The 20,035-nt window shown below is 57.5% G+C and carries 21 protein-coding genes and 1 tRNA gene; 7 read left to right on the top strand and 15 right to left on the bottom strand.

Features of this window, described 5'->3' with window-relative positions; translation table 11 throughout:
• A partial coding sequence (locus tag HZB23_05320) for an IS481 family transposase (GenBank protein MBI5844076.1) occupies positions 1 to 945 on the bottom strand: 945 nt, incomplete at its 3' end.
• Between the two features lie 231 nt (positions 946 to 1,176).
• On the opposite strand from HZB23_05320, the gene HZB23_05315 reads away from it, so the two are divergent.
• Complete coding sequence (locus HZB23_05315) at positions 1,177 to 1,668, top strand: tyrosine-type recombinase/integrase (GenBank protein MBI5844075.1); 492 nt, start codon at positions 1,177 to 1,179, stop codon at positions 1,666 to 1,668.
• A 142-nt stretch (positions 1,669 to 1,810) separates the two neighbouring features.
• Here HZB23_05315 and HZB23_05310 read toward each other — a convergent pair.
• From HZB23_05310 to kdsA, 14 genes are all read right to left on the bottom strand, one after another.
• Positions 1,811 to 1,897 (bottom strand) — tRNA-Leu (locus HZB23_05310).
• 80 nt (positions 1,898 to 1,977) lie between these two features.
• Complete coding sequence (gene secG / locus HZB23_05305; GenBank protein MBI5844074.1) at positions 1,978 to 2,637, bottom strand: preprotein translocase subunit SecG; 660 nt, start codon at positions 2,635 to 2,637, stop codon at positions 1,978 to 1,980.
• Positions 2,638 to 2,693: 56 nt separating this feature from the next.
• Positions 2,694 to 3,446 carry a triose-phosphate isomerase gene (locus HZB23_05300; protein MBI5844073.1) on the bottom strand — a complete coding sequence of 251 codons (753 nt, stop codon included), beginning with the start codon at positions 3,444 to 3,446 and terminating at the stop codon, positions 2,694 to 2,696.
• Between the two features lie 336 nt (positions 3,447 to 3,782).
• A complete protein-coding gene (gene gap, locus HZB23_05295) occupies positions 3,783 to 4,787 on the bottom strand; it encodes a type I glyceraldehyde-3-phosphate dehydrogenase (protein ID MBI5844072.1) in 1,005 nt (334 codons plus the stop codon).
• A 161-nt stretch (positions 4,788 to 4,948) separates the two neighbouring features.
• Positions 4,949 to 5,407: a ribosomal protein S18-alanine N-acetyltransferase gene (gene rimI / locus HZB23_05290; GenBank protein MBI5844071.1), complete on the bottom strand. Its 459-nt coding sequence runs from the start codon at positions 5,405 to 5,407 to the stop codon at positions 4,949 to 4,951.
• Entirely contained in the window at positions 5,404 to 6,258 is an 855-nt protein-coding gene (rapZ, locus tag HZB23_05285) for an RNase adapter RapZ (protein ID MBI5844070.1), read from the bottom strand. Before rapZ ends, rimI begins: the two co-directional genes overlap by 4 nt.
• A 266-nt stretch (positions 6,259 to 6,524) precedes the next feature.
• Positions 6,525 to 6,983, bottom strand: a complete 459-nt coding sequence (locus HZB23_05280) for a PTS sugar transporter subunit IIA (GenBank protein ID MBI5844069.1) — start codon at positions 6,981 to 6,983, stop codon at positions 6,525 to 6,527.
• Positions 6,984 to 7,021: 38 nt separating this feature from the next.
• Positions 7,022 to 7,558, bottom strand: coding sequence for a ribosome-associated translation inhibitor RaiA (raiA, locus tag HZB23_05275; GenBank protein ID MBI5844068.1), 537 nt, complete (start codon positions 7,556 to 7,558; stop codon positions 7,022 to 7,024).
• 181 nt (positions 7,559 to 7,739) lie between these two features.
• On the bottom strand, positions 7,740 to 9,224 hold the full coding sequence (rpoN, locus tag HZB23_05270) for an RNA polymerase factor sigma-54 (GenBank protein ID MBI5844067.1): 1,485 nt from the start codon (positions 9,222 to 9,224) through the stop codon (positions 7,740 to 7,742).
• Between the two features lie 395 nt (positions 9,225 to 9,619).
• Entirely contained in the window at positions 9,620 to 10,345 is a 726-nt protein-coding gene (lptB, locus tag HZB23_05265) for an LPS export ABC transporter ATP-binding protein (GenBank protein MBI5844066.1), read from the bottom strand.
• 64 nt (positions 10,346 to 10,409) lie between these two features.
• Positions 10,410 to 11,003 (bottom strand): LptA/OstA family protein, encoded by a 594-nt coding sequence (locus HZB23_05260; protein MBI5844065.1) that lies wholly within the window; start codon positions 11,001 to 11,003, stop codon positions 10,410 to 10,412.
• The gene (gene lptC, locus HZB23_05255) at positions 10,990 to 11,601 is read right to left on the bottom strand and encodes an LPS export ABC transporter periplasmic protein LptC (protein ID MBI5844064.1); all 612 of its coding nucleotides are present in this window, start codon (positions 11,599 to 11,601) and stop codon (positions 10,990 to 10,992) included. The genes HZB23_05260 and lptC overlap by 14 nt, the downstream gene beginning before the upstream one ends.
• 219 nt (positions 11,602 to 11,820) lie before the next feature.
• The gene (locus HZB23_05250; GenBank protein ID MBI5844063.1) at positions 11,821 to 12,363 is read right to left on the bottom strand and encodes an HAD-IIIA family hydrolase; all 543 of its coding nucleotides are present in this window, start codon (positions 12,361 to 12,363) and stop codon (positions 11,821 to 11,823) included.
• On the bottom strand, positions 12,360 to 13,187 hold the full coding sequence (kdsA, locus tag HZB23_05245) for a 3-deoxy-8-phosphooctulonate synthase (protein ID MBI5844062.1): 828 nt from the start codon (positions 13,185 to 13,187) through the stop codon (positions 12,360 to 12,362). The genes HZB23_05250 and kdsA overlap by 4 nt, the downstream gene beginning before the upstream one ends.
• A 34-nt stretch (positions 13,188 to 13,221) precedes the next feature.
• On the opposite strand from kdsA, the gene HZB23_05240 reads away from it, so the two are divergent.
• The 6 genes from HZB23_05240 to HZB23_05215 all read left to right on the top strand — a co-directional run bounded on the left by HZB23_05240 (position 13,222) and on the right by HZB23_05215 (position 20,009).
• Positions 13,222 to 13,614, top strand: coding sequence for a hypothetical protein (locus HZB23_05240; protein ID MBI5844061.1), 393 nt, complete (start codon positions 13,222 to 13,224; stop codon positions 13,612 to 13,614).
• Between the two features lie 154 nt (positions 13,615 to 13,768).
• Positions 13,769 to 15,169 (top strand): M23 family metallopeptidase, encoded by a 1,401-nt coding sequence (locus HZB23_05235; protein MBI5844060.1) that lies wholly within the window; start codon positions 13,769 to 13,771, stop codon positions 15,167 to 15,169.
• Position 15,170: 1 nt separating this feature from the next.
• Positions 15,171 to 16,337, top strand: coding sequence for a homocysteine biosynthesis protein (locus HZB23_05230; protein MBI5844059.1), 1,167 nt, complete (start codon positions 15,171 to 15,173; stop codon positions 16,335 to 16,337).
• A gap of 209 nt (positions 16,338 to 16,546) precedes the next feature.
• A complete protein-coding gene (gene lepB / locus HZB23_05225; GenBank protein MBI5844058.1) occupies positions 16,547 to 17,224 on the top strand; it encodes a signal peptidase I in 678 nt (225 codons plus the stop codon).
• Positions 17,225 to 17,302: 78 nt separating this feature from the next.
• On the top strand, positions 17,303 to 18,610 hold the full coding sequence (locus HZB23_05220; GenBank protein MBI5844057.1) for a dihydroorotase: 1,308 nt from the start codon (positions 17,303 to 17,305) through the stop codon (positions 18,608 to 18,610).
• Positions 18,600 to 20,009 carry a sigma-54-dependent Fis family transcriptional regulator gene (locus tag HZB23_05215; protein MBI5844056.1) on the top strand — a complete coding sequence of 470 codons (1,410 nt, stop codon included), beginning with the start codon at positions 18,600 to 18,602 and terminating at the stop codon, positions 20,007 to 20,009. Before HZB23_05220 ends, HZB23_05215 begins: the two co-directional genes overlap by 11 nt.
• Positions 20,010 to 20,035 lie beyond the last annotated feature (26 nt).

The following is a 20,035-nucleotide window of genomic DNA, read 5'->3' as shown; positions in this document are numbered from 1 at the left end:
TCTGTGGGGCCGCTCGTGGTTGTACTTGTGGAGCCAGGCGTCCAGATCTTCCTGAAGGGCGTCCACGGATTCATAGAATTTGGTCCGGAACGCCATCCTTAAGAACTCGTCCAGAACCGTGCGGTTGAAGCGTTCCACGAAGCCGTTGGTTCTCGGCGTGGCGACTTTCGTGGTCCGGTGTTCGATGTCGTATAATTCCGTAAAAATTTCATATAGATGGATCATGGGGCGGCCCTTGAACTCTGTGCCGTTGTCGGTAAGGACGGCCTGAATCGGCAGGCCATGTTCCTCGTAAAACGGCAAAACCCGGTCGTAGAGCGCGTCCACGGCGGTTTCGGGGCGCTTGCTGGTGTAGAGCTTGCCGAAAGCGTAGCTGCCGTAGGTTTCCACCACGGCCTGCAGATAGACCCTGCCGACGCCCTTTAAACGGCCTACGTAGAAGGTGTCCTGGCAAAGCAGCTGGCCCGGATAATCGCTTTCCACGTGGCGCTCGGCGAACTCCGGGTTGGCTTTTTCGATGAGCCGGACCTGCTTTTCCGTGAGGACGAATCCGGAGGCGGATTTTTCCTCAAGGCGCAACAGGCGTTTGTACTTGGTTTCGATGCCTTCCTTTATCCAAATATTTCGGACTGTTGAAGCGCAAACAGAAACGCCTTCCAAGGCGAGCTGATCCGCGATGCGCTGCTGGCCCGCCGAGGGCTCGGCAAGAGAAAGCTCGACGATGCGCTTTTTCGTTTCATCCGGCACCTCGTTTGGGTGGGAGGCCGGAATCGGGGGCCTGTCCACGAGTCCGCTCAATCCATACACCTGGAAAGCCCGTTTGTACTCGTAAAACTGGCTTCTGGAGACGTTGTGATGGCGGCACGCCTTTGAAACGTTTCCCAGATTCTCAGCCAGTTGTAGCAGGGTAAGGCGCTTTTGTGCTAACTTGTCAGTTGCGGTCATGGTGTTCTCCTTCTCGGGTTGATGTTTTTCGCAAACTCATTTTACCCGAGAGGAAGACCGCGCGCCATCCCCCGGCTTCATCCTACGGGCCTCCTTCTCGGGTTGATGTTTTTCGCAAACTCATTTTACCCGAGAGGAAGACCGCGCGCCATCCCCCGGCTTCATCCTACGGGCCGGGGATGGCGCTTACTGCGGGGTGCTGACTGTCCGGGAAGATCTTAACTTTTTCACATGAAGCGAAACCTGTACCAAGTGACCCAAAGCTACAAGCGTGGCGTATTCGGAAAACCGAAGAACGGAAAGTTTCGTTTCGTGGATGTCCCCGAATTCCTTATGGGCGAACTGAAAGAATACATCCTTCACATCCGTAAGGAAGGTTTGAAAAGTGGTCACGGAGGGGATGTGGACCTTTTGTTTTTTGAAGGTCAGCAAAGTATGCAGGTGCCTTTCACCCAACGAAGGATTCAGGGTCTGATGAAAAAGGTGTGTAAGAGTGGGGGGCTTCGGGAGCGGTCACCGCACCAGCTTCGGCATTCATACGCAACGACTCTGTTAATGGCGCATCAAAGTGTTGCCTACGTTTCCAAGTTGCTTGGACACAGTTCCATAGACACAACGATCCGTTATTACTGTCATTGGATTCCTGGAGAGGGTAGGGGAGGGTTGGATGATGCGCTTTGCCCGAAGCCCAAAACCGAGGGAAGGTTGGTCGAAGGGCTTTGAGATAGTGATGTTGTTTTTGTGAGTTTTTGATGTGATTTGACCGGTCAAAACGGTGCCGATGCAGAACGAAGCAATGCATATATTTGCATATGGAAAGGGGTGACCCCGGTAACTACCCGAAATCACCCCTAATCCATTCAAATGGTGCCGAAGGCCGGACTTGAACCGGCACGGGCGTAGCCCACTACCCCCTCAAGATAGCGTGTCTACCAGGTTCCACCACTTCGGCGAACTATGTAACGACGGTGTTTCTTATATCAGCCTGTCGAAAAAATCAAGCCAAATAAGCCCCAAAAAAGAGGCTATTCATCATTTTGCCACATCCGGGGCCTTGGGGGCCTCGCTTGCCGGTTGGAGGGCAGGAGCCGCCGGTGAAACGGGAGCAGTGGCAGGCACGCTGACCTTGACCGGCTGGGCGCTTGCGCCGCCGGTTGCAGGGATGGTCACCTTGACAGGCCCTGCGCCACCGCTGGCCGGTATCGTGGCCTTGGCGGTGGTTGTAGCCTCCACCTTGACGCCTTCCGGGAGGGATGCGGGAACCGAGCCGGTGTTGGCTGCCGGTTGAGGAGCCTGGACCGGAACTGCGGGAACCCCTGCTCCGGTTGCCGGGAGCGGAATCTTGGGAATTACACCGCTGCCAGCCGCAGGAGGCATGGCGGGAAGGCCGTTCGCGCCGCCGGTCGGCGGGACGGGGGCTTCCTCTTTCACCGGGGCGCTTTTCATGACCGAGCCCTGATGTTTCTGGCTGGACATGTAGGCAAGGGCGAGGGAGGTGCACATGAAGACTATGGCTGCTATCGTGGTGGCCTTGGTGAGGAGGTTCCCGGCGCCGGAGCTTCCGAAAAGGGTCTGGCTCGATCCTCCTCCGAAGGCCGCGCCGATGTCCGCGCCTTTGCCCGTCTGCAACAGGACGATCATGATCAGGGCGAAGCAGACAATAACATGGATGGCCACAACCAGGATTTGCATGACTCTGTTTTACCGGTCCTTTCGACCCCTGATTGCGGGGGCGGATGGGTAATGTCTCATAAACCCAGATGGATGATCTTTCCGAAACTTTCCGGGTCCAGGCTCGCGCCGCCCACAAGCGCACCGTCAATGTCGGGCATGGCCATGAGTTCGGCGATGTTGCCCGGCTTGACGCTTCCGCCGTAAAGAATTCGAAGGGCGGATGCGGCCTCGTGCCCCGCGATCTCCTCCACAAGGGACCGGATGAAAGCGTGGGCCTCCTGGGCCTGCGCGCTGGTGGCGGTGAGGCCCGTACCTATGGCCCACACCGGCTCGTAAGCCACCACCGGCGTTTTTAAAGAAAGACCTTCTAATCCTGTTCTTACCTGCCTGTCAAGCACTTTAAACGTAAGGCCCTCTTCGCGCTCGGTTTTTGTCTCCCCCACACAGATCACCGGAACAAGGCCGTGGATGAGGGCCGCCTTGGCCTTCCGATTGACGGTTTCGTCCGTTTCTCCGAAAAATTGCCTGCGCTCGGAATGGCCGATGATGACGTGGCTGCACCCGGCGGCCTTCAGCATGGGGCCGGACACCTCGCCGGTGAAGGCTCCCTCCGACTCCCAGTGCATGTTCTGGGCCGAGAGATGGACCCCGGACCCCTCAAGCGCCCTGGCCACTTCCGCCAGGCAGACGAAGGAGGGGGCGATCATAACCTCGGCTCCATCGGTTTCCGAGACGGTTTTCGCCACTGCCCCTGCTGCCCGGCCTGCCTCCTCCGGGGTCTTGTACATTTTCCAGTTGCCGGCGATGAGCGGTTTTCTGGTGTTCATGGCGTCCTTTCAACTATTTACAGCAACCGGCGAAAACGGCCCCAAGAGCCTGCCAACCCGTTTAAAAAGAGGCTATAGTGTTTGTCATAAATCCGCGCCGATTGACCTCTTGTCCGAAGCCCCCCCGGCAACGAGAAAGCCTGCGCCACCCACATATTGGCGGCCATCGAATCGGAACGGAACTATGAAAACCACTATAAAAGCCTAAACGCCAAGCCTGATCAAAAACGATGAAATGCAAGGAAGACGAGCCGGGCGGGAAGGAATAGTACTTGTCGTACATGACGACCCGCCCGGCGAAGTCTGACACAGCAGTTCGCGTTTTTGGACAGGCGCTTACAGTTTTCCACCCACCAGGGAGCACATATCCACCAGCCTCATGGAATAGCCCCATTCGTTGTCGTACCAGGAGCAGACCTTCACCATGTCGCCTATTACGTAGGTAAGCTCGGCGTCAACTATGGAAGACAGGTTCGTTCCGGTGAAATCGGTTGAAACCAGGGGCAGCTCGGAAAAACCAAGAATGCCTTTCATGGGGCCTTCGGCGGCGGCCTTGAGGGCGGCGTTGATCGACTCAACGGTCACCGGGGTTTTTTCCACGTTGACCACCAGATCGACTATGGAAACGTCCGGGGTGGGAACCCGTATGGACAGACCGTTGAGCTTGCCCTTCAGGGACGGAAGGACTAGGGCTATGGCCTTGGCCGCGCCGGTGGTGGTGGGAACCATGGAAAGGGCGGCGGCGCGGGCCCGGCGAAGGTCCTTGTGCGGGAAATCAAGGAGTTTCTGGTCACCCGTGTAGGAATGAACCGTTGTCATGAGGCCCTGCTTGATTCCGAAATTTTCCATCAGGACTTTGGCCACGGGCGCAAGGCAGTTGGTGGTGCAGGAAGCGTTGGAAATTATGTGATGTTTGGCCGGGTCGTAATCGTTTTGGTTGACGCCCAAGACCATGGTTATGTCCGGTTCCTTGGCGGGAGCGGAGATGACAACCTTTTTGGCCCCGGCGGCCAGATGCTTTGCAGCCCCGTCGCGGTTGGTGAAAAGGCCGGTGCATTCAGCCACCACGTCTATTTCGAGTTCCTTCCAGGGAAGGGCTGCGGGGTCTTTTTCGGCAAAAATGCGGATGTCCTCGCCGCCAACAGTTATGCTTGTATCGCTTGCATCCACCGTGGGCTTGAACTTGCCGTGGACCGAGTCGTAGGTTAACAGGTGGGCCATTGTCTTGGCGTTTGTGAGGTCGTTTATGGCCACTATTTGGATGTCCGGGTGGTCGAAGGCCGCCCGGAAAGCCAGCCGGCCGATTCTGCCGAATCCGTTTATTGCAAGTTTGATGGCCATGAAAAAACCTCCCTGTGGAATTTGTTTTTAAGGTGGAATGGGGGAAAGCGCCATGCTTGCATGAGGCTTCCCGACGGGTCTATATAACCTCATCCGGCCCGGCCTGCAAGATCAATCATCAAATTTTGAAGGAGAAATTTCCCCTGTTGTTGACTCGCGGGCTATAGAATCCTGGCCATTACCAGGGCGGCCTCGCCCGTGTCGGAATAGTAGCGGGGCCTTTTTCCCGTAAGCTCGAAACTGTGGGCCTCGTAAAACGAAACCGCAGCCCGGTTGGTTTCACGAACCTCCAGAAAGGCCGTGACAGCGCAGCGATTTTTTGCGAGCGCCAGGCCCTTTTCCAGAAGCAGGCTTCCCAGCCCCCCGCGCCTGTGGCCCGCAGCAACGGCAATCCTCATGACTTCGGCCTCGTCCGCAGCCGTCCTTAAAACGATTGAGCCATATAGCTCGCTTTCGGATACGCCGCACAAGGCTATCGTTTCGGGCCGGGCCAGGGCGTTTTCCAGCATGTTATAGGTCCAGGGGTCCGAAAAGACGGCTTTTTCCAGGGCCGACATGGCGTCCGCGTCGAACCTGGCCGCGTTGCGCACCACGATGGAGGATGAAGGGCCGGTGGTCATTGGTCCATGTCGCGGTGTGACAGGGAGACCCTTTCCTGAGTCGGCCTCAAGTGCTCGTAAACGGAGCGGGCGACGGCCACTGACCGGTGGCGTCCGCCCGTGCAGCCTATGGCTATGGTGAGATACGCCTTGCCCTCTACCTCGTAACGGGGAATCAGAAAATCCAAAAGGCCCAGAAATTTTTCCATGAAGGCCCTGGTGTCGGCGGACTCCATGACGAATTTCCGCACGGGCTCGTCTTCGCCCGAAAGGGGCGAAAGGGCGGGCACGAAAAACGGATTTGCAAGAAAACGCACGTCCATTACAAGATCGGCGTTTCTGGGCGGCCCGTGCTTGAAACCGAAGGAGAGAACGGAGACCTGCATCCGTGGCTGCGTGGCCAGGTGCGAAACCGAGTCCTTTACGATTTTTTTAAGCTCGTGGCTTGTGGTGGATGATGTGTCGATAACCCTTGTGGCTATGCGCCGGATATCGGCAAGCTGAGTTTTTTCGAGGCATATTCCTTCAAGGACTCCCGGTCCGTTGTCAAGGGGATGCCTTCTGCGGGTTTCCTGGAAACGCTGCAGTAGGGTCTCTTCGGATGCCTCCAGAAAGATTATCTCCAGCGCGTAGCCCTTTTTTTCCAGGTCGGCGAAAACCTCCTTGTAACCGGAGGCGAAACCCTTTTCCCGAAGGTCCATTACAAAGGCGAAGCGGGTGGCCTCGGAGCCGGTCTGGAAGGGAAGCTCAAGGAACTTGGGCAAAAGGGCAACCGGCAGGTTGTCCACGCAAAAAAAACCCGCATCCTCCAGCGCGGCAAGCGCGGTGCTTTTTCCTGAGCCCGAAAGCCCGGTGAGGATCAGTATTTTCACTTCCCGGTGATTTCCGTGTTATTACGGGGAGCAGGGTTTAGTTCCATTTTTCGAACTCCCAAAAACGGTGGAGGAGGAGGATTGTAGTATTTCTCCCCCCGGCCAGATTCCCTTTAAAAACGGAAAAGAACCATGCTCCGCTTAATAACTGGCCCTTGGAAAAACCGCCAGCCGCACACGGCTGACAGGCTCCCGTCGCGGCGGCTGGCGCACTTGCAATAAACAGTCAGCATCAAAAGACAGCAGCCAGCATTTTAGAGGCGAGTCTACAGGCCAAGCTCCTCCCGCCCGATGATTGCAAGCACCTCCTGGGCCGTGTCGGCTTTGAGAAGCTCGTTCTTCACGGTTTTTTCGGAGAAGAGGCGGGACACCTTGGCCAGAAGGTCCATGCGGTTGGACATGTCGCCCGCAGGAGCCAGAAAGACGAAAAAAAAGTGGGTCGGATTTCCGTCCGCCGATTTGCAGTTGACGCCCTTTTTGGATATCCCGAACCCCACGTAAAACTCGGTGAGCCCCTTAATGGCGGCGTGGGGAACCCCCAGGCCGCCGTTCAAGGCCGTGTTGCTGGCGGTTTCCCGCTCCCAGAGGGCGTCCATGATATCATCGGGCTTTTTTCCGCAGTTCATGGCAAGAAGCACGGAAAGCTCCTCCATGACCTCTTTCCTGCTCGCCCCCATGAGGTTGCAGGATATTGCGGAAGGTTTCAGTTTGTCCATGATTTTCATGGCTTGCTCATTCCGTTGTCGTGGCTTGTCAAAGGCTGTTACGCCTCAGGTTGGATCAGGCCCAGGTCGCCGTCCTTCTTGGCGTAAAGCACGTTCACCTGGCCCGTGCGCGAGTTGGTGAAAACGATGAAGTCGCGGTCGGCAAGGTCGAGCTGCAAGGCCGCCTCTTCAACGTCCATCGGCTTGTATTCTATGGATTCAACCATGATTTCGGATTCGGCTTCCCCGGCGGACGCGCCGGACGCTGACTCCTGGCCCTTGCCGGATTTTGCCGGGCGGCCCGCATTCCTGTGCTCGCGGGTCTTCTGCTTGCCCTTCTTGATCTGCTTTTCCAGCTTGTCCAGCACCTTGTCGATGGAAGAATGGATGTCGCCGGTTTCCTCCTTGCCGATTATGGTCAGCCGGTCCCCGGTTATGGAAATTTCAGCCGTGCAGCGATGCTTCTCCACCGTGAGTATGACGCTGGCCTCGGCGGGGTTGTCCAGAAGCTTGTCGAACCGGTCCAGCTTGTCTTTTGCGTAAGCCTTTGTGCCTTCGGAAGGATCGAGATTTTTGAAAGTAAAGGATGTGTGCATTTATGCAGGCTCCTTTCGCAGGTTGCTGTTAAGTGGTTCCGGCCATTTAATGAAGTTGTGAAAAAAGTTTGAGAAGGTGTCCGTCAAAATCCGGTTACAGGTGATGAAGCAAGGCCCCGGCAACGCCGCCGTTGGCCTGCGATGCGCCCGGGGCGTTCCACGGGCTTGTGGAAATTTCTTCTCAGTTTATGGAGCGCCTCTTGCCGCTTGGCAGTATGCCCAGCATTTCCCTGTACTTGGCCACCGTGCGCCTTGCTATCTGTATGTCGTCCTTTTCCAGAAGCTGCATTATCCGGTCGTCGCTCAAGGGTTTTTTGCTGTCCTCATCCTTCACGAGCCGCTGGATTTTTTCCTTGACCGAGGCCGAGGCTACCGTGCCTCCGTCACTTGTTGAGATGGAACTGTTGAAGAAGTATTTAAGCTCGAAGATGCCCTGGGGGGTGTGGACGTACTTGTTGGTGGTGACGCGGCTTATTGTGGACTCGTGCATGGAAATGTCCTCGGCCACGTCCCTTAAGACCATTGGCCGCAGACAAGAAATCCCGTGGTCCAGAAATTCGCTCTGGTGCTTCACTATGCTTTCCACCACCTTGTAGATGGTCCTCTGGCGCTGGTGGATGCTTCGTATGAGCCATGCCGCGCTTTTCAGCTTGTCTTTTACGTAGGTTTTGGCCTCGCCGGTAAGATCGCTGTTCCTGCCAAGGGCCTTTTTGTAGAAGTTGCTGACGTGGAGCTTGGGCAGGCCGTCGTCGTTGACAACTATCTCGTAGCAGTCGCCCACCTTGTAAACAAATATATCGGGAACAATGTAATGGGATTCTTCATCGGAAAAAGCCCTGCCGGGGCGGGGCTCCAGGTCGGTGATTATCTTTACCGCAGCCCCCACCTCCTCCATGGAAATTTTGAGGGCGCTGGCTATGGCCTTGTAATTCTTGTTTGTGAGGTTGGCCATGTGGCCGGAAATGATTTTTTCGACAACCGTGTCCGAAAGCTTCAGATGCCTTAGCTGAATGAGGAGGCATTCGCCCAGGTCCCTGGCGCAGACCCCGGCTGGATCGAAGGATTGCATTACTGCGAGCACCCTTTCGATCAGGGCCTGGGTTAAGCCGAACTGCCTTGCGATTTCCTCGGTGGAGGACTCCAGGTAGCCGTCGCGGTTGACGTTTCCAACTATGGCCTGGGCCGCCTGCCGGGAGTCCGGGTCATCGAAGCGCAGCATGGCCTGCCATAAGAGGTGGTCGCTAAGGGACTCGCGCCTTGCGATGAAATTCTCATAGCGCGGGGCCTCGTGATCCTCGCCCTCCCATGCCGCCTGCCGCCCGAAGGAATCCTCATCCTCGCCGTACTGGCTCCAGTCCGGCTCATCGGCCACGCGGGTGTCCAGGTCGAGCTCGGTCTCGGAAGGGCCTGCAACCTCGACTTCCTCGCCTTCGGCGGAAACCTTGGACTCGGCGGGCTCCGGGGAATCGTACTGGTTCTGCTGGGCTTCCCTGCTGTCTTCGTAAGGCTCGCCTTCCTCCAGGGCCGCGTTTTGGGTGAGCTCCTCCTGGATCACGTCCAAAAGCTCGAGGTGGTTGAGCTGAAGCAGCTTTATGGCCATCTGCAGCTGCGGAGTCATGATGAGCTGCTGGGAAAGGCGAAGCTGCTGGCGGATTTCCATTGCCATGCTTGTACCGGGCCTTGAAGATTTTGGGCTAAAGCCTTCTGGTAAACTCCAATGATATGATCCTTACACCATTTTGGCCCGGAGATCAAAAAAAGATTTGCAAGGAATGTACCGGTTGGTGAATCTGGAGTTTCAAGGAAGCAGAATATGCTGAAATAACATATAAAATCAGGATACCGGAGAAAAATTGCAGGAAAGATGCTTAACAGAATGATGAAAGACTCGAATTTGGCAGGCTGATGAAAAACGATGAGCAGCAAGGCGTGCGAGCGAGCGGCGAGGGAGCATACCCGCCCAAGAAATCGCATGGTTCTTGGGCTAAATCAGGATGGCTGTAATTGATCGAGCCAGGATGCGACGCGCGAACACTGCCCGTCGCGTTTTTCGACAGCCTGTTACGTCAGGCGAAAATCCTCGCCAAGATAGATGCGCATGGCAAGGGGGCTCGTGGCGATGTGCTGGGGCGTGCCGAACTCTATCACCCTGCCTTCGGCAAGGATGGTGGCCTCGTCGCAGACTTTCAGGGTGTCCTGAACGTTGTGGTCGGAAATGAGAACGCCTATGCCGCGCCCGGCAAGGCTTCTTATGATGCCCTGGATTTCGTCCACGGCCAGGGGATCGATGCCCGCGAAGGGCTCGTCCAGAAGCAGGAACTTGGGCTCGGAGGCCAAGGCCCTTGCGATTTCCAGGCGTCGTCGCTCTCCGCCCGAAAGAACGTCGGCCCGTTCATTCGCAAGGTGGGCTATGGTGAGCTCGGAAAGAAGTTCCATGGCCCTATCCACCCTGGCCCTTGCGCTCATCTGCCGCAACTCCAGTATGACCAGGACGTTCTGGAGGGCGGTGAGCTTGCGGAAGACCGAGCTTTCCTGGGGAAGGTAGCCCACCCCCATGCGGGCGCGCACGTGCATAGGCGCTTCGGTAAGATCGTCCGCATCAACCAGCACCCGGCCCTGGTCGGGCCTTATGAGCCCCACCGCCATGTAAAAGGTGGTGGTCTTGCCCGCGCCGTTGGGGCCCAGAAGCCCGGCGACCCTGCCGCTTTCCACGTTCAGGCTCACGGAATTCACTATGGTCTTTCCGTGGTAGCGCTTCATCAGGTTTTCGAGCACAAGGACGGACATTCGCTTATCCCGTTTGAATCTTTAACAGTTTTCCTTCGGACGGGCGGCTTGAGACGCGCCGGGATTATTTGGGGGAGTCCTTTTTCGGGCCGTCGGATTCGGGAAATATCTTCACCGAGACCTGGGCGGCCCTGCCGGATTCAACGCGGGTTGAGCCCTTTTTGCGGTCAACCACGATCTTGACGCCCTTCACCACGTTCTCGCCCTGGGTGAGGGTGGCCTCACGGCCCGAAAGAACCAGGATTTCGGTGGCGGTTTCATAGACCGCTGCGTCGCTTTTGGCCGTGAACTGGTCGGTTGCGATGTTGACCCTGCCTTCGGCCTTCACCCTGTCCAGGCTCTGGGAGCCTGCCGGGCCTTCGGGCTCCTTCTTGCCTCCCTTTTTGAACCACACTATGACCCGGTCGGCCTTGAGCCTGGTTTTTCCCTGCACGGCCAGCACGTTTCCCGAAAATTCCGCCCGGTTTTCCTCGTGGAACATGACAAGGTCGTCGGACGTGACGGTAAGCGGGCCGTGCCCCAGCTCGAAGCCCGTGAGGGGCTTGGGCGCTTCCTGGGAAAAGACCGTGGAGGCCAGGATGAAAAAAAGCATGACCACGGCCATGACTCTGGCCGCGATGCGCGAGCTTGACGCCGGTTTTTCTTTACGCGTTTCCATTCAGGAAAAACTGCCCCTTCACGTGCCCGCTTATGCGGGTGGTTCTGGTGTTGATGTCGTAAGTCATGGAATCGCCGGAAACCGTGACCTGTTTTCCAGAAAGGCTAACCGATTGATTGGCCGCGATGCTGTGTGCCTGACCGGTGTAGGCCATCCTGGGAGTGCGGAAAACGTAGGGGGCGTCCGTTATGACCACCTCGCCTAATAGCTCCATGTCCCGGCTTCCCGTGGAAATCCTGCCTTCCTGCGCCGTGGCGGTCACCGGCCTTGACCGGTTGCCGTAAAAGACCGCGTTCACCTTCCTTATTCTGGCATCTCCGTCGGTGCGGGAATAGCCCACGGATTCGGCGTCCACGGTCCAGGCCAGGACGCCGTTTCTCATGGCGTTGTGGCGGACCCTGGTGACCATTATGTCGTAGCGCCTGGTTTCGGGCGGGCGCAGAGCCACGGGCTGGTCGGGTTTGCCGAAATAAAGCCAGCCTCCGAAGCCTATGCCCATCAGGAGCATTCCCCCGAAGGCCGCCAGAAAGATGCGGGCCACCGGGCTTCTTCGCCTTTTGGCGGCGCTTTTGGAACCGGCGTTGTTGTTGTCTGTCAAGTCAGCGGCTCCGTTATCAGGCTGTCGAAAAACGCGATCCGGCAGTGTTCTGCGTCAAAGCCAATTCCGTCACGTACGAACATCCAGACTCAGCCCAAGAGCTCTGCGATTTCTTGGGCGGGTACGCTTGACTCATTGGCTTTTCGCACGCCTTGCGGCTCATCGTTTTTCATCAGCCTGCATAATTCGAGTTTTTCAACACACTGTTATTGTGGCAAATTAACAAATGCCGAAACGTTTTTTCAAAATCTGGTCCAAAAGCCCGCGCCCGGCCAGAATGGCCTCGCAGACCTCCCGCACAGCCCCGTGCCCGCCCGGAGCCGCAGTCACGGCGGCTGCTGCCGCGATTGCGGCGGGATGGGCGTCAGATACAGCCACGCCCGCGCCCACCCTCGTCATGACCGGAACATCCGGCAGATCGTCGCCCACGTAGGCGATCTCGGAAACCTTTACCCCAAGCCGGGCGGCTATCTCGTCCAGGCGGTCGGCCTTGTCGGATATGCCGTCCCAGACGTTCTTTATGCCCAGGTTTTCGCACCTGGCCCTAAGGGCGGGGGATGATCTTCCGGTCAGAATGGCGACGGCGATTCCTGCGTCCATCAGAAGCCGCAGGCCCAGGCCGTCCTTCACGGAAAAGACCTTGGTCTCGCCTCCCAGGCTGTCGTAGATGATGGACCCGTCCGTCAGAACCCCGTCCACGTCGAGAACCAGGGCCTTTATTTTGGAAAACATTTTGGGGCTGAGTTTTTTTCCCGCGCTCATGGCTCTACGTCCCTCACTGCCCGCCGAATGGCCGCCAGTTCCTCCAAAACTCCCCGGAATTGGCCCAGGGGCAGGGAGTTGGGTCCGTCGCACAGGGCCTTTTCGGGTTCCGGGTGGACCTCGAAAAACAACGCGTCAACGCCCACCGCCACGGCGGCTCTGGCCAGCACCGGGGCCATGGTGCGGTCGCCCGACGAGCAGGACCCGCCGCCGCCCGGCGACTGCACCGAGTGCGTGGCGTCGAAGACCACGGGAAAGCCAAGGGAGCGCATGGCCGGAATGCTCCTGAAATCCACCACCAGGCTGTTGTAGCCGAAAAAACTGCCCCGCTCGGTGAGAAGAATTTGGCGGTTGCCGGTGGAGGCGATCTTGTCGATAACGTTTTTCATTTCGTAGGGGCTCATGAACTGGCCCTTTTTCACGTTTACCGGCTTTCCCGTGCGCCCTGCGGCCACAAGAAGGTCGGTCTGGCGGCAGAGGAAGGCCGGAATCTGGATCACGTCCAGAACCTTTGCCGCTACCTCCGCCTGGGCCGGGACGTGGATGTCGGAGATCACGGGGACCTTAAGCTTTTCCTTCACAAGGGCGAGCATTTCAAGGCCCTTTTTCATACCAGGCCCCCTGTATGAACTGACGGAGGAGCGGTTGGCCTTGTCGAAGGATGCCTTGAAAACGAAGCCAAACCCAAGCTCTGAGGTGATTTCCGCCAGGGTTTCCGCTATGGAGAGGGTAAGCTGCTCATCCTCCAGTACGCAGGGGCCCGCGATGATCAGAAGTGGTGAGCCGGGGCCCACCCGCAAGCTGTTTATTTTAATTTCTTCCATTGATATTGCACTGTTAAGCCTATCGAGAGGTTGAATGCCGCAAAAAGAGCGCCTAAACCCTGGCACAGCGCGCAGTCACCATGCCATCGATTATTTTATTACCGGGAGTGCAATTTGTTTCCATTTTTCGTTTTCCCGAAAAAGACGTGGGAAGAAGACCCGCGCTTTTCTTCCCTTTGCCGGATTCCTTAAAAAATGGAAAAGAACCATGCTCCGCTTAGGGGCTGTTTCTAAAAAAAATTTGTGGCACCGAGGTTGCGAATTCGCCCCGCCAACAAGGCGCGCGACCGAGGAATACTTAACGTATTTCGCAGGGAGCGCAACAAAGTTGGCGGGGATTAAGGCGCAACCGGATGCAAAAGTTTTTTTGGAAACAGCCCCTAATATCCGGGTTTCGGTCGCCTGGATTTTCAAAGGGGCCGGGTGAACCGGGACATCTTGCCATCGGGCCGTAAAAGGTTTATCCCGCTTCGGGTTTCTTGTCAATCTCACCTTGTTTGGCGGTTGTCCTTGAATCCGGTTTCTTAACCTGATATGCTTACTTCTTGCGAAATGAAAACCCAGGACACAAGGAAGCGCAAGTGAGGAGCGAATCGAATTTCAAGCTCATGGTGATAGGGGCGATGGCGCTGGCACTGGTCGTGGCGGCGGCATGGTTTCTGGGACGCCGCCTGGAAGGCGGCGAGCCTTCGGTCACCATTGAAAGCCCGGTAAAATTCGTGGGGCGCAACTTCGTCATCAAGGGCCGCGCAGTCGAAAAGGGCATGGGACTGAAAAGCCTTAAAGTTTCAATGGTATCCGCAGACGGCAGGTCCAGCGAGCTTCTGTCCGAAACCTGGGCAACGCCCGGCTTCGGCAAAAGGGGGCAGATGGCCGAAAGGAGCTTCGCCGTCGCGGTGACGCCGGTTTCCCTGGGCTTTTCGGAGGGCGCGGCCACCATAACGGTTGTTGCCACCGATCACTCCTACAGGGGCTGGGGCAGCGGCAACAAGGCCGTGGTAACGCTTCCGGTCACCATCGACACCGCTTCCCCCGTGGTTTCCGTTCTCACCAACGCCCATTACGTAAACCAGGGCGGGGTGGGGTTCGTAATCTACAGGGTTTCCGAAAAGGCCAAAGAAAGCGGCGTAAGGGTAGGGGACAATTTTTTCGCAGGCTATCCCGGGCTTTTTGCCCATGACGATAAAATCTACGGATGCTTTTTCGCCCTGGCCTTCAACCAGGGGCCGGACACGACAATGATGCTGGAGGCGATGGACGAGGCCGGTAACAGGTCGGCGGCGGGTTTTCCCTATCGCATACGGCCCAAAAGGTTCCGGTCGGATTCCATGAACATTTCCGAAAAGTTCCTGGCGGGGATTTTTCCCAAGTTTCCCGACGTGAAACCGGGCTCCGGGGTTGAGTCCACGCCCTTGAACCGGTTTCTGGCCATCAACCGGGACCTGAGAAATTCAAATTACCGGGAACTCGCGGCGCTTGGGGCGAAGAGCGCGCCGAAAATACTCTGGGAAGGCGTTTTCGGACGAATGGCCAACGCCGCGCCCATGGCCCAGTTCGCTGACCACAGGGCCTATGTCCTTGACGGGAAGGTGGCCGACGAGCAGGACCACCTTGGGGCCGACCTTGCGTCGCTTTCCATGTCGCCCGTGGCCGCCAGCAATGCTGGAAAGGTGGTGATGGCCAAGGACCTAGGCATCTACGGCCTCACCGTGGCCATAGACCACGGTTTCGGGCTTGTGACCCATTATTCCCATCTTTCGCGTATCGACGTAAAGGTGGGGGATGTTGTAAAAAAGGATCAGATCATCGCGGCTTCGGGCGCGACCGGCCTTGCGGGCGGGGATCATCTTCATTACGGGTTTCTGGTGGGAAACACCTTCGTCAATCCCATCGAATGGTGGGACGCCCACTGGATAAAGGACAACGTCACCTCGAAAATCGCTTCCGTGGCGGCGGCGACAGGCGGTACCGGAGGAAAATAGGATGGCAAGGTACAAGGTCGAAAAGACCTACGAGGAAATCAACGAGAAGATAAGGTCCGGCTCGGTGGTGGTGGTGACCGCCGAGGAGATGATAGGCGTGGTCAAGGAGCACGGAGTCGAAGAGGCGGCCCGCCACGTGGACGTGGTGACCACGGGCACCTTCGCACCCATGTGCTCCTCCGGGGCATTCATCAATTTCGGGCACACCAGCCCCACCACCAAGGCCAGCAAGGTGTGGTTCAACAACGTGCCCGCATACGCCGGCGTCGCAGCAGTGGACTGCTACATCGGGGCCACCGAGCCCTGCGAGGAAGACCCCCTGAACCGGGTGTATCCGGGCGAGTTCAACTACGGCGGCGGCCACGTGATAAGCGATCTGGTGGCGGGCAAGGCGGTGCATCTGAAGGCCACGGCCTACGGCACCCATTGCTATCCGAACCGCGCCATAGACAAGATGGTTACCCTAAACGACCTCCCGAACGCCATCCTGTGCAATCCGCGAAACGGCTACCAGAACTACAACTGCGCGGTGAACCTTGGAAAAAAGATCATCTACACCTACATGGGGGTCTTGAAATCCAAGGCGGCCAATGCCAATTATTCAACGTCAGGCTGCCTTTCGCCTCTTTTCAACGACCCGTATTACAGGACCATAGGGCTTGGGACCAAGATTTTCCTTGGCGGCGGAGAGGGCTGGGTAACGTGGCACGGCACCCAGCACAACCCCTCGGTTCCGCGCACAGAGGGCGGAATTCCCTTAAAGCCCTCAGGGACGCTGTGGGTGATGGGGGACATGAAGCAGATGGAGGCCCGTTGGCTGACCGGCGTGAGCATCCTGGGTTACGGCTGCTCGCTTTCGGTGGGCCTTGGGATTCCCATCCCCATACTGAACGAGGACATGGCGAAGTTCACCTCGGTTTCGGACGAGGAGATTTTTGCGCCCATAATCGACTATGGCGAGGAGTATTCCACCGGCAAGGCCAAGCCGCTTGGACTGGTGAGCTACGCCGAGCTAAAGAGCGGCTCCATAAATTTCAACGGGCAAAGCGTGCCCACCGTGCCCCTTTCAAGCATGGTGAGAGCCCGTGAAATAGCGGACATTCTGAAAAACTGGATACAGTCGGGGCGGTTTACCCTGACCATACCCCAGATGGAACTTCCCCGTTGAAAGCCTGTATAAAAACGCGAACTGCTGTGTCAGGCATCGCCGGAAAATCGGTCACGTACAAAAGAGTACGCTCCCTCATTTCCGGCTCGCCTTCCTTGCATTTCATCGTTTTTATATAGGCTTCGCATCGAGACTTTTCAACAGGCTGTTCTACCCATAAATGCGTCCCCCGGCCAATGGGCTAACGGGACGCCCTGCCTTCGGAGATGATGGATCACGTGGAAAACCCAATCGAATCAATCAGCGAAAAAAGCCCCGCCGCACCGACCGTTGAAGTGGCCAGAACAAAAAGCCGCCTTCGTGAAAACGTCGAGGCCCTTTTAATAGCCATAGTCCTGGCCCTTTTCATAAGGTCCTTCATCGTTCAGCCGTTTAAGATTCCTTCGGGCTCCATGATCCCCACGCTCCTTATCGGGGACCAGATATTCGTAAGCAAGTTTTCCTACGGCATCAGGATGCCCTTTACCAACACGGTCCTCATTCCCACCGGAAAGCCAAAGAGGGGCGACATCGCGGTATTCAGGTTTCCCCAGAACAAGTCCGTGGATTACATCAAACGCGTGGTGGCCGTTGAAAACGACATAGTCCAGATGAGGGACCGGAAAATCTACATCAACGGTGTGGAAGTCCCCGATCCTCACGCCCATTACACCCAGGAGGCCGCCTTTGCCCGGTTCGAGTACGGCAAGACGGATTTTCCGGCCACCAGGGTTCCGCCGGGCAAGTATTTCATGATGGGCGACAACAGGGACAACTCCAACGACAGCCGTTTCTGGGGCTTTGTGGATTTTTCCGAATTCAGGGGCCGGGCGAAGCTGGTTTACTGGTCCTGGGACTGGGAGAAATGGCGTGTTCGCTGGGGGCGGATAGCCAAAATCCTGCGCTGAGAATTTCCCGCTTTCGGAAAAGCGGCTGAAGCAGCGGTTCCCCGGATCAATATTTAGAGGCGCAGGCGGGAATTTTCCATGGCCATCGTCATAAGAAACGCCAGGATCGTTTGCCCACTTTCCGGCCTGGACGGGCCGGGCGACATCGTGGTGGACGGCGGTTGCATAGCCAGGGTGACGCCCCCTAAAAGCGCGGACATAGGCGGCTTCGACACAGTAATCGACGCCAGGGGCATGGTGGCCGCTCCAGGCTTCACGGACATCCACGTTCATTTGCGGGAGCCCGGAGGCGAGCACAAGGAAACCATAGAAACGGGAACTGCGGCTGCGGCCAGGGGCGGGTTCACCACCGTCTGCGCCATGCCCAACACCAGCCCGGTCAACGATTCGGCCCGGACCACGGCCTTTATATGCAAGAGGGCGGCCCTCACCGCCAAGGTGAGGGTTTTACCAATAGCCGCCGTCACCACCGGGCTTCTTGGACTTTTCCTGACCGATTTTGCGGCCCTTAAAAGGGCGGGGGCCGTGGCCCTTTCCGACGACGGACGCCCGGTCAACGATGCGGCCCTCATGCGGAGCGCCATGGAAAAGGCGAAGGAGACGGGCCTTGTGATCGCCTCCCACAGCGAGGAACCCGGCCTTTCCGCCAGCGGCGCGGTGAACGAGGGGCCGGTGAGCGTCATCCTCAGGGTCGGCGGCATTCCCTGGGCCGCCGAGACGGTGGCGGTGGCCCGCGACGTCGCCCTTTGCGAGCTGACCGGGGCGAGGCTCCACGTCTGCCACGTGAGCCGGGAGCAGACGGTGGAGGTGATCCGCCTGGCCAAGTCTCGCGGGGTTCCGGTCACAGCCGAGACGGCCCCTCATTATTTCAGTCTCACCGACAGGGCCGTGCTTGAAAAGGGGGCTTTGGCCAAGATGAATCCGCCCCTTGGAACCGAAAGGGACAGGCAGGCCATTGTAAGGGGCCTTGCCGACGGAACCCTGGACACCATCGCCACCGATCATGCCCCCCACGCCAAGTCGGACAAGGACTGCGGCGTGGATAACGCGGCCTTCGGAATAGTGGGCCTTGAAACTGCGCTTCCCCTTGGCCTTTCCCTGGTGAGGGAAGGTGCGCTGACCCTGACGCAGCTTTTGGCCAAACTTACGGTAAACCCGTCTTTGGCCTTCAATCTGCCTCATGCGGGAATAGCGCCGGGCGCGCCCGCCGATATCGTGCTGTTCGACCCGGATGCCGACTTTATAGTAAACGCCGAAAACTTTGCTTCCAAGGGGCGCAACACGCCTTTTGACGGGCTTTCATTAAAAGGCGTGGTTCGCTTTACCCTGTTTTCCGGGCGCGTCGTTTTCGGAACGCTTCCCGAAGGAAGTTCCAATGGCCGGTGAAAAACAGATACTCGTGGTGGATGACGAGCGCGGTATGCGCGATCTTTTAGAGATCATGCTGACCCGCGAGGGCTACGGGGTGACAGTGGCGGATTCCGGGAAAAAGGCCCTGGCCCTTCTGGCCGCTAAGTCCTTTGACCTTGTGCTGTGCGACATCCGGCTGGGCGACCTTTCGGGCCTGGACGTTCTGCATGTGGCCAGGAAGCTCGATCCGCCGCCGGTGGTGGTGATGATTTCCGCCTACGCCACAACGGAAACAGCCGTGGAGGCCATGAACCATGGCGCCTTCGATTACATACCCAAGCCCTTCGACAACGAGGAACTGAAGGCCACCGTAAAAAACGCCCTTCTGCGCAAGACCATCGAGCAGGACAAGAAGGAACTGGACAGCGAGCTTGCCCGGACCGTCCAGTTTGGGCGCATCGTAGGCTCAAGCCCGGCCATGAACAAGGTTTTCGAGGTCATCAGGCAGGCCGCCCCCACCCGCACCAACATTCTTATCACGGGGGAATCAGGCACCGGGAAGGAGCTCATAGCCAGGGCCATTCACGACCAGAGCCCCCGGAAATTGAAGCCCTTCGTGGTCATCCACTGCGGCGGCATTCCCGAAAGCCTCCTGGAAAGCGAGCTGTTCGGGCATCTAAAGGGCTCCTTCACCGGAGCCAACCAGGACAAGAAGGGGCTTTTCGAGGCCGGAAGCGGGGGTACGATTTTTCTGGACGAGGTGGGGGAACTGAACCTTTCCATCCAGGTTAAACTTTTGCGGGTGATCCAGGAGCGAATGGTGAAGCCCGTGGGGGGCACCCAAGACATTTCGGTGGACATCCGCCTGGTGTCCGCCACCAACAAGATTCTGGAGGACGAGGTGATAGCCGGGCGTTTCCGGGAAGACCTCTTTTACCGCTTGAACGTCATCGAGATAAAGGTGCCGCCCTTAAGGGAGCGCCGGGAGGACCTCAAACTTCTGGCCCAGCATTTTCTCGATAAGTACTCTGCGGAAATGGGCAAGAAGATAACCAAGATGTCCTCTTACGCCATAGATATGCTGAACCGCTACGATTTTCCCGGAAACGTCCGGGAGCTCGAAAACATGATAGAAAGGTCGGTGGCCCTTTCCACCACCAACATAATTCTGCCGGAAAGCCTAGCCCTCTCCACCCACAGGCGAAGCAAGCTGGCGGGCGACATGCGGGGCTGGGAGCGCGGCATAGAGCTTCCGTTCAACGGCATGGACTTGGACGGCTTCATGGCCGAGGTTGAAAAAATCTGCATAGAAAAGGCCCTTTCCCAGGCTGGCGGCGTCAAGCACAAGGCGGCCAAGCTCCTGGGAATAAGCATGGATTCTTTCAGATACCGTTTCGACAAGCACAACCCGGACAGCGGCCCGCATGAAAAATGAAATCCCCCCGCGCGCCTGTTCCATAA

This window comes from Deltaproteobacteria bacterium (assembly GCA_016235345.1).
Taxonomy (GTDB): domain Bacteria; phylum Desulfobacterota; class Desulfobacteria; order Desulfobacterales; family Desulfatibacillaceae; genus JACRLG01.
Note: the sequence above shows the minus strand (reverse complement) of the source record. Positions and strands in the feature narration are given on the sequence as shown.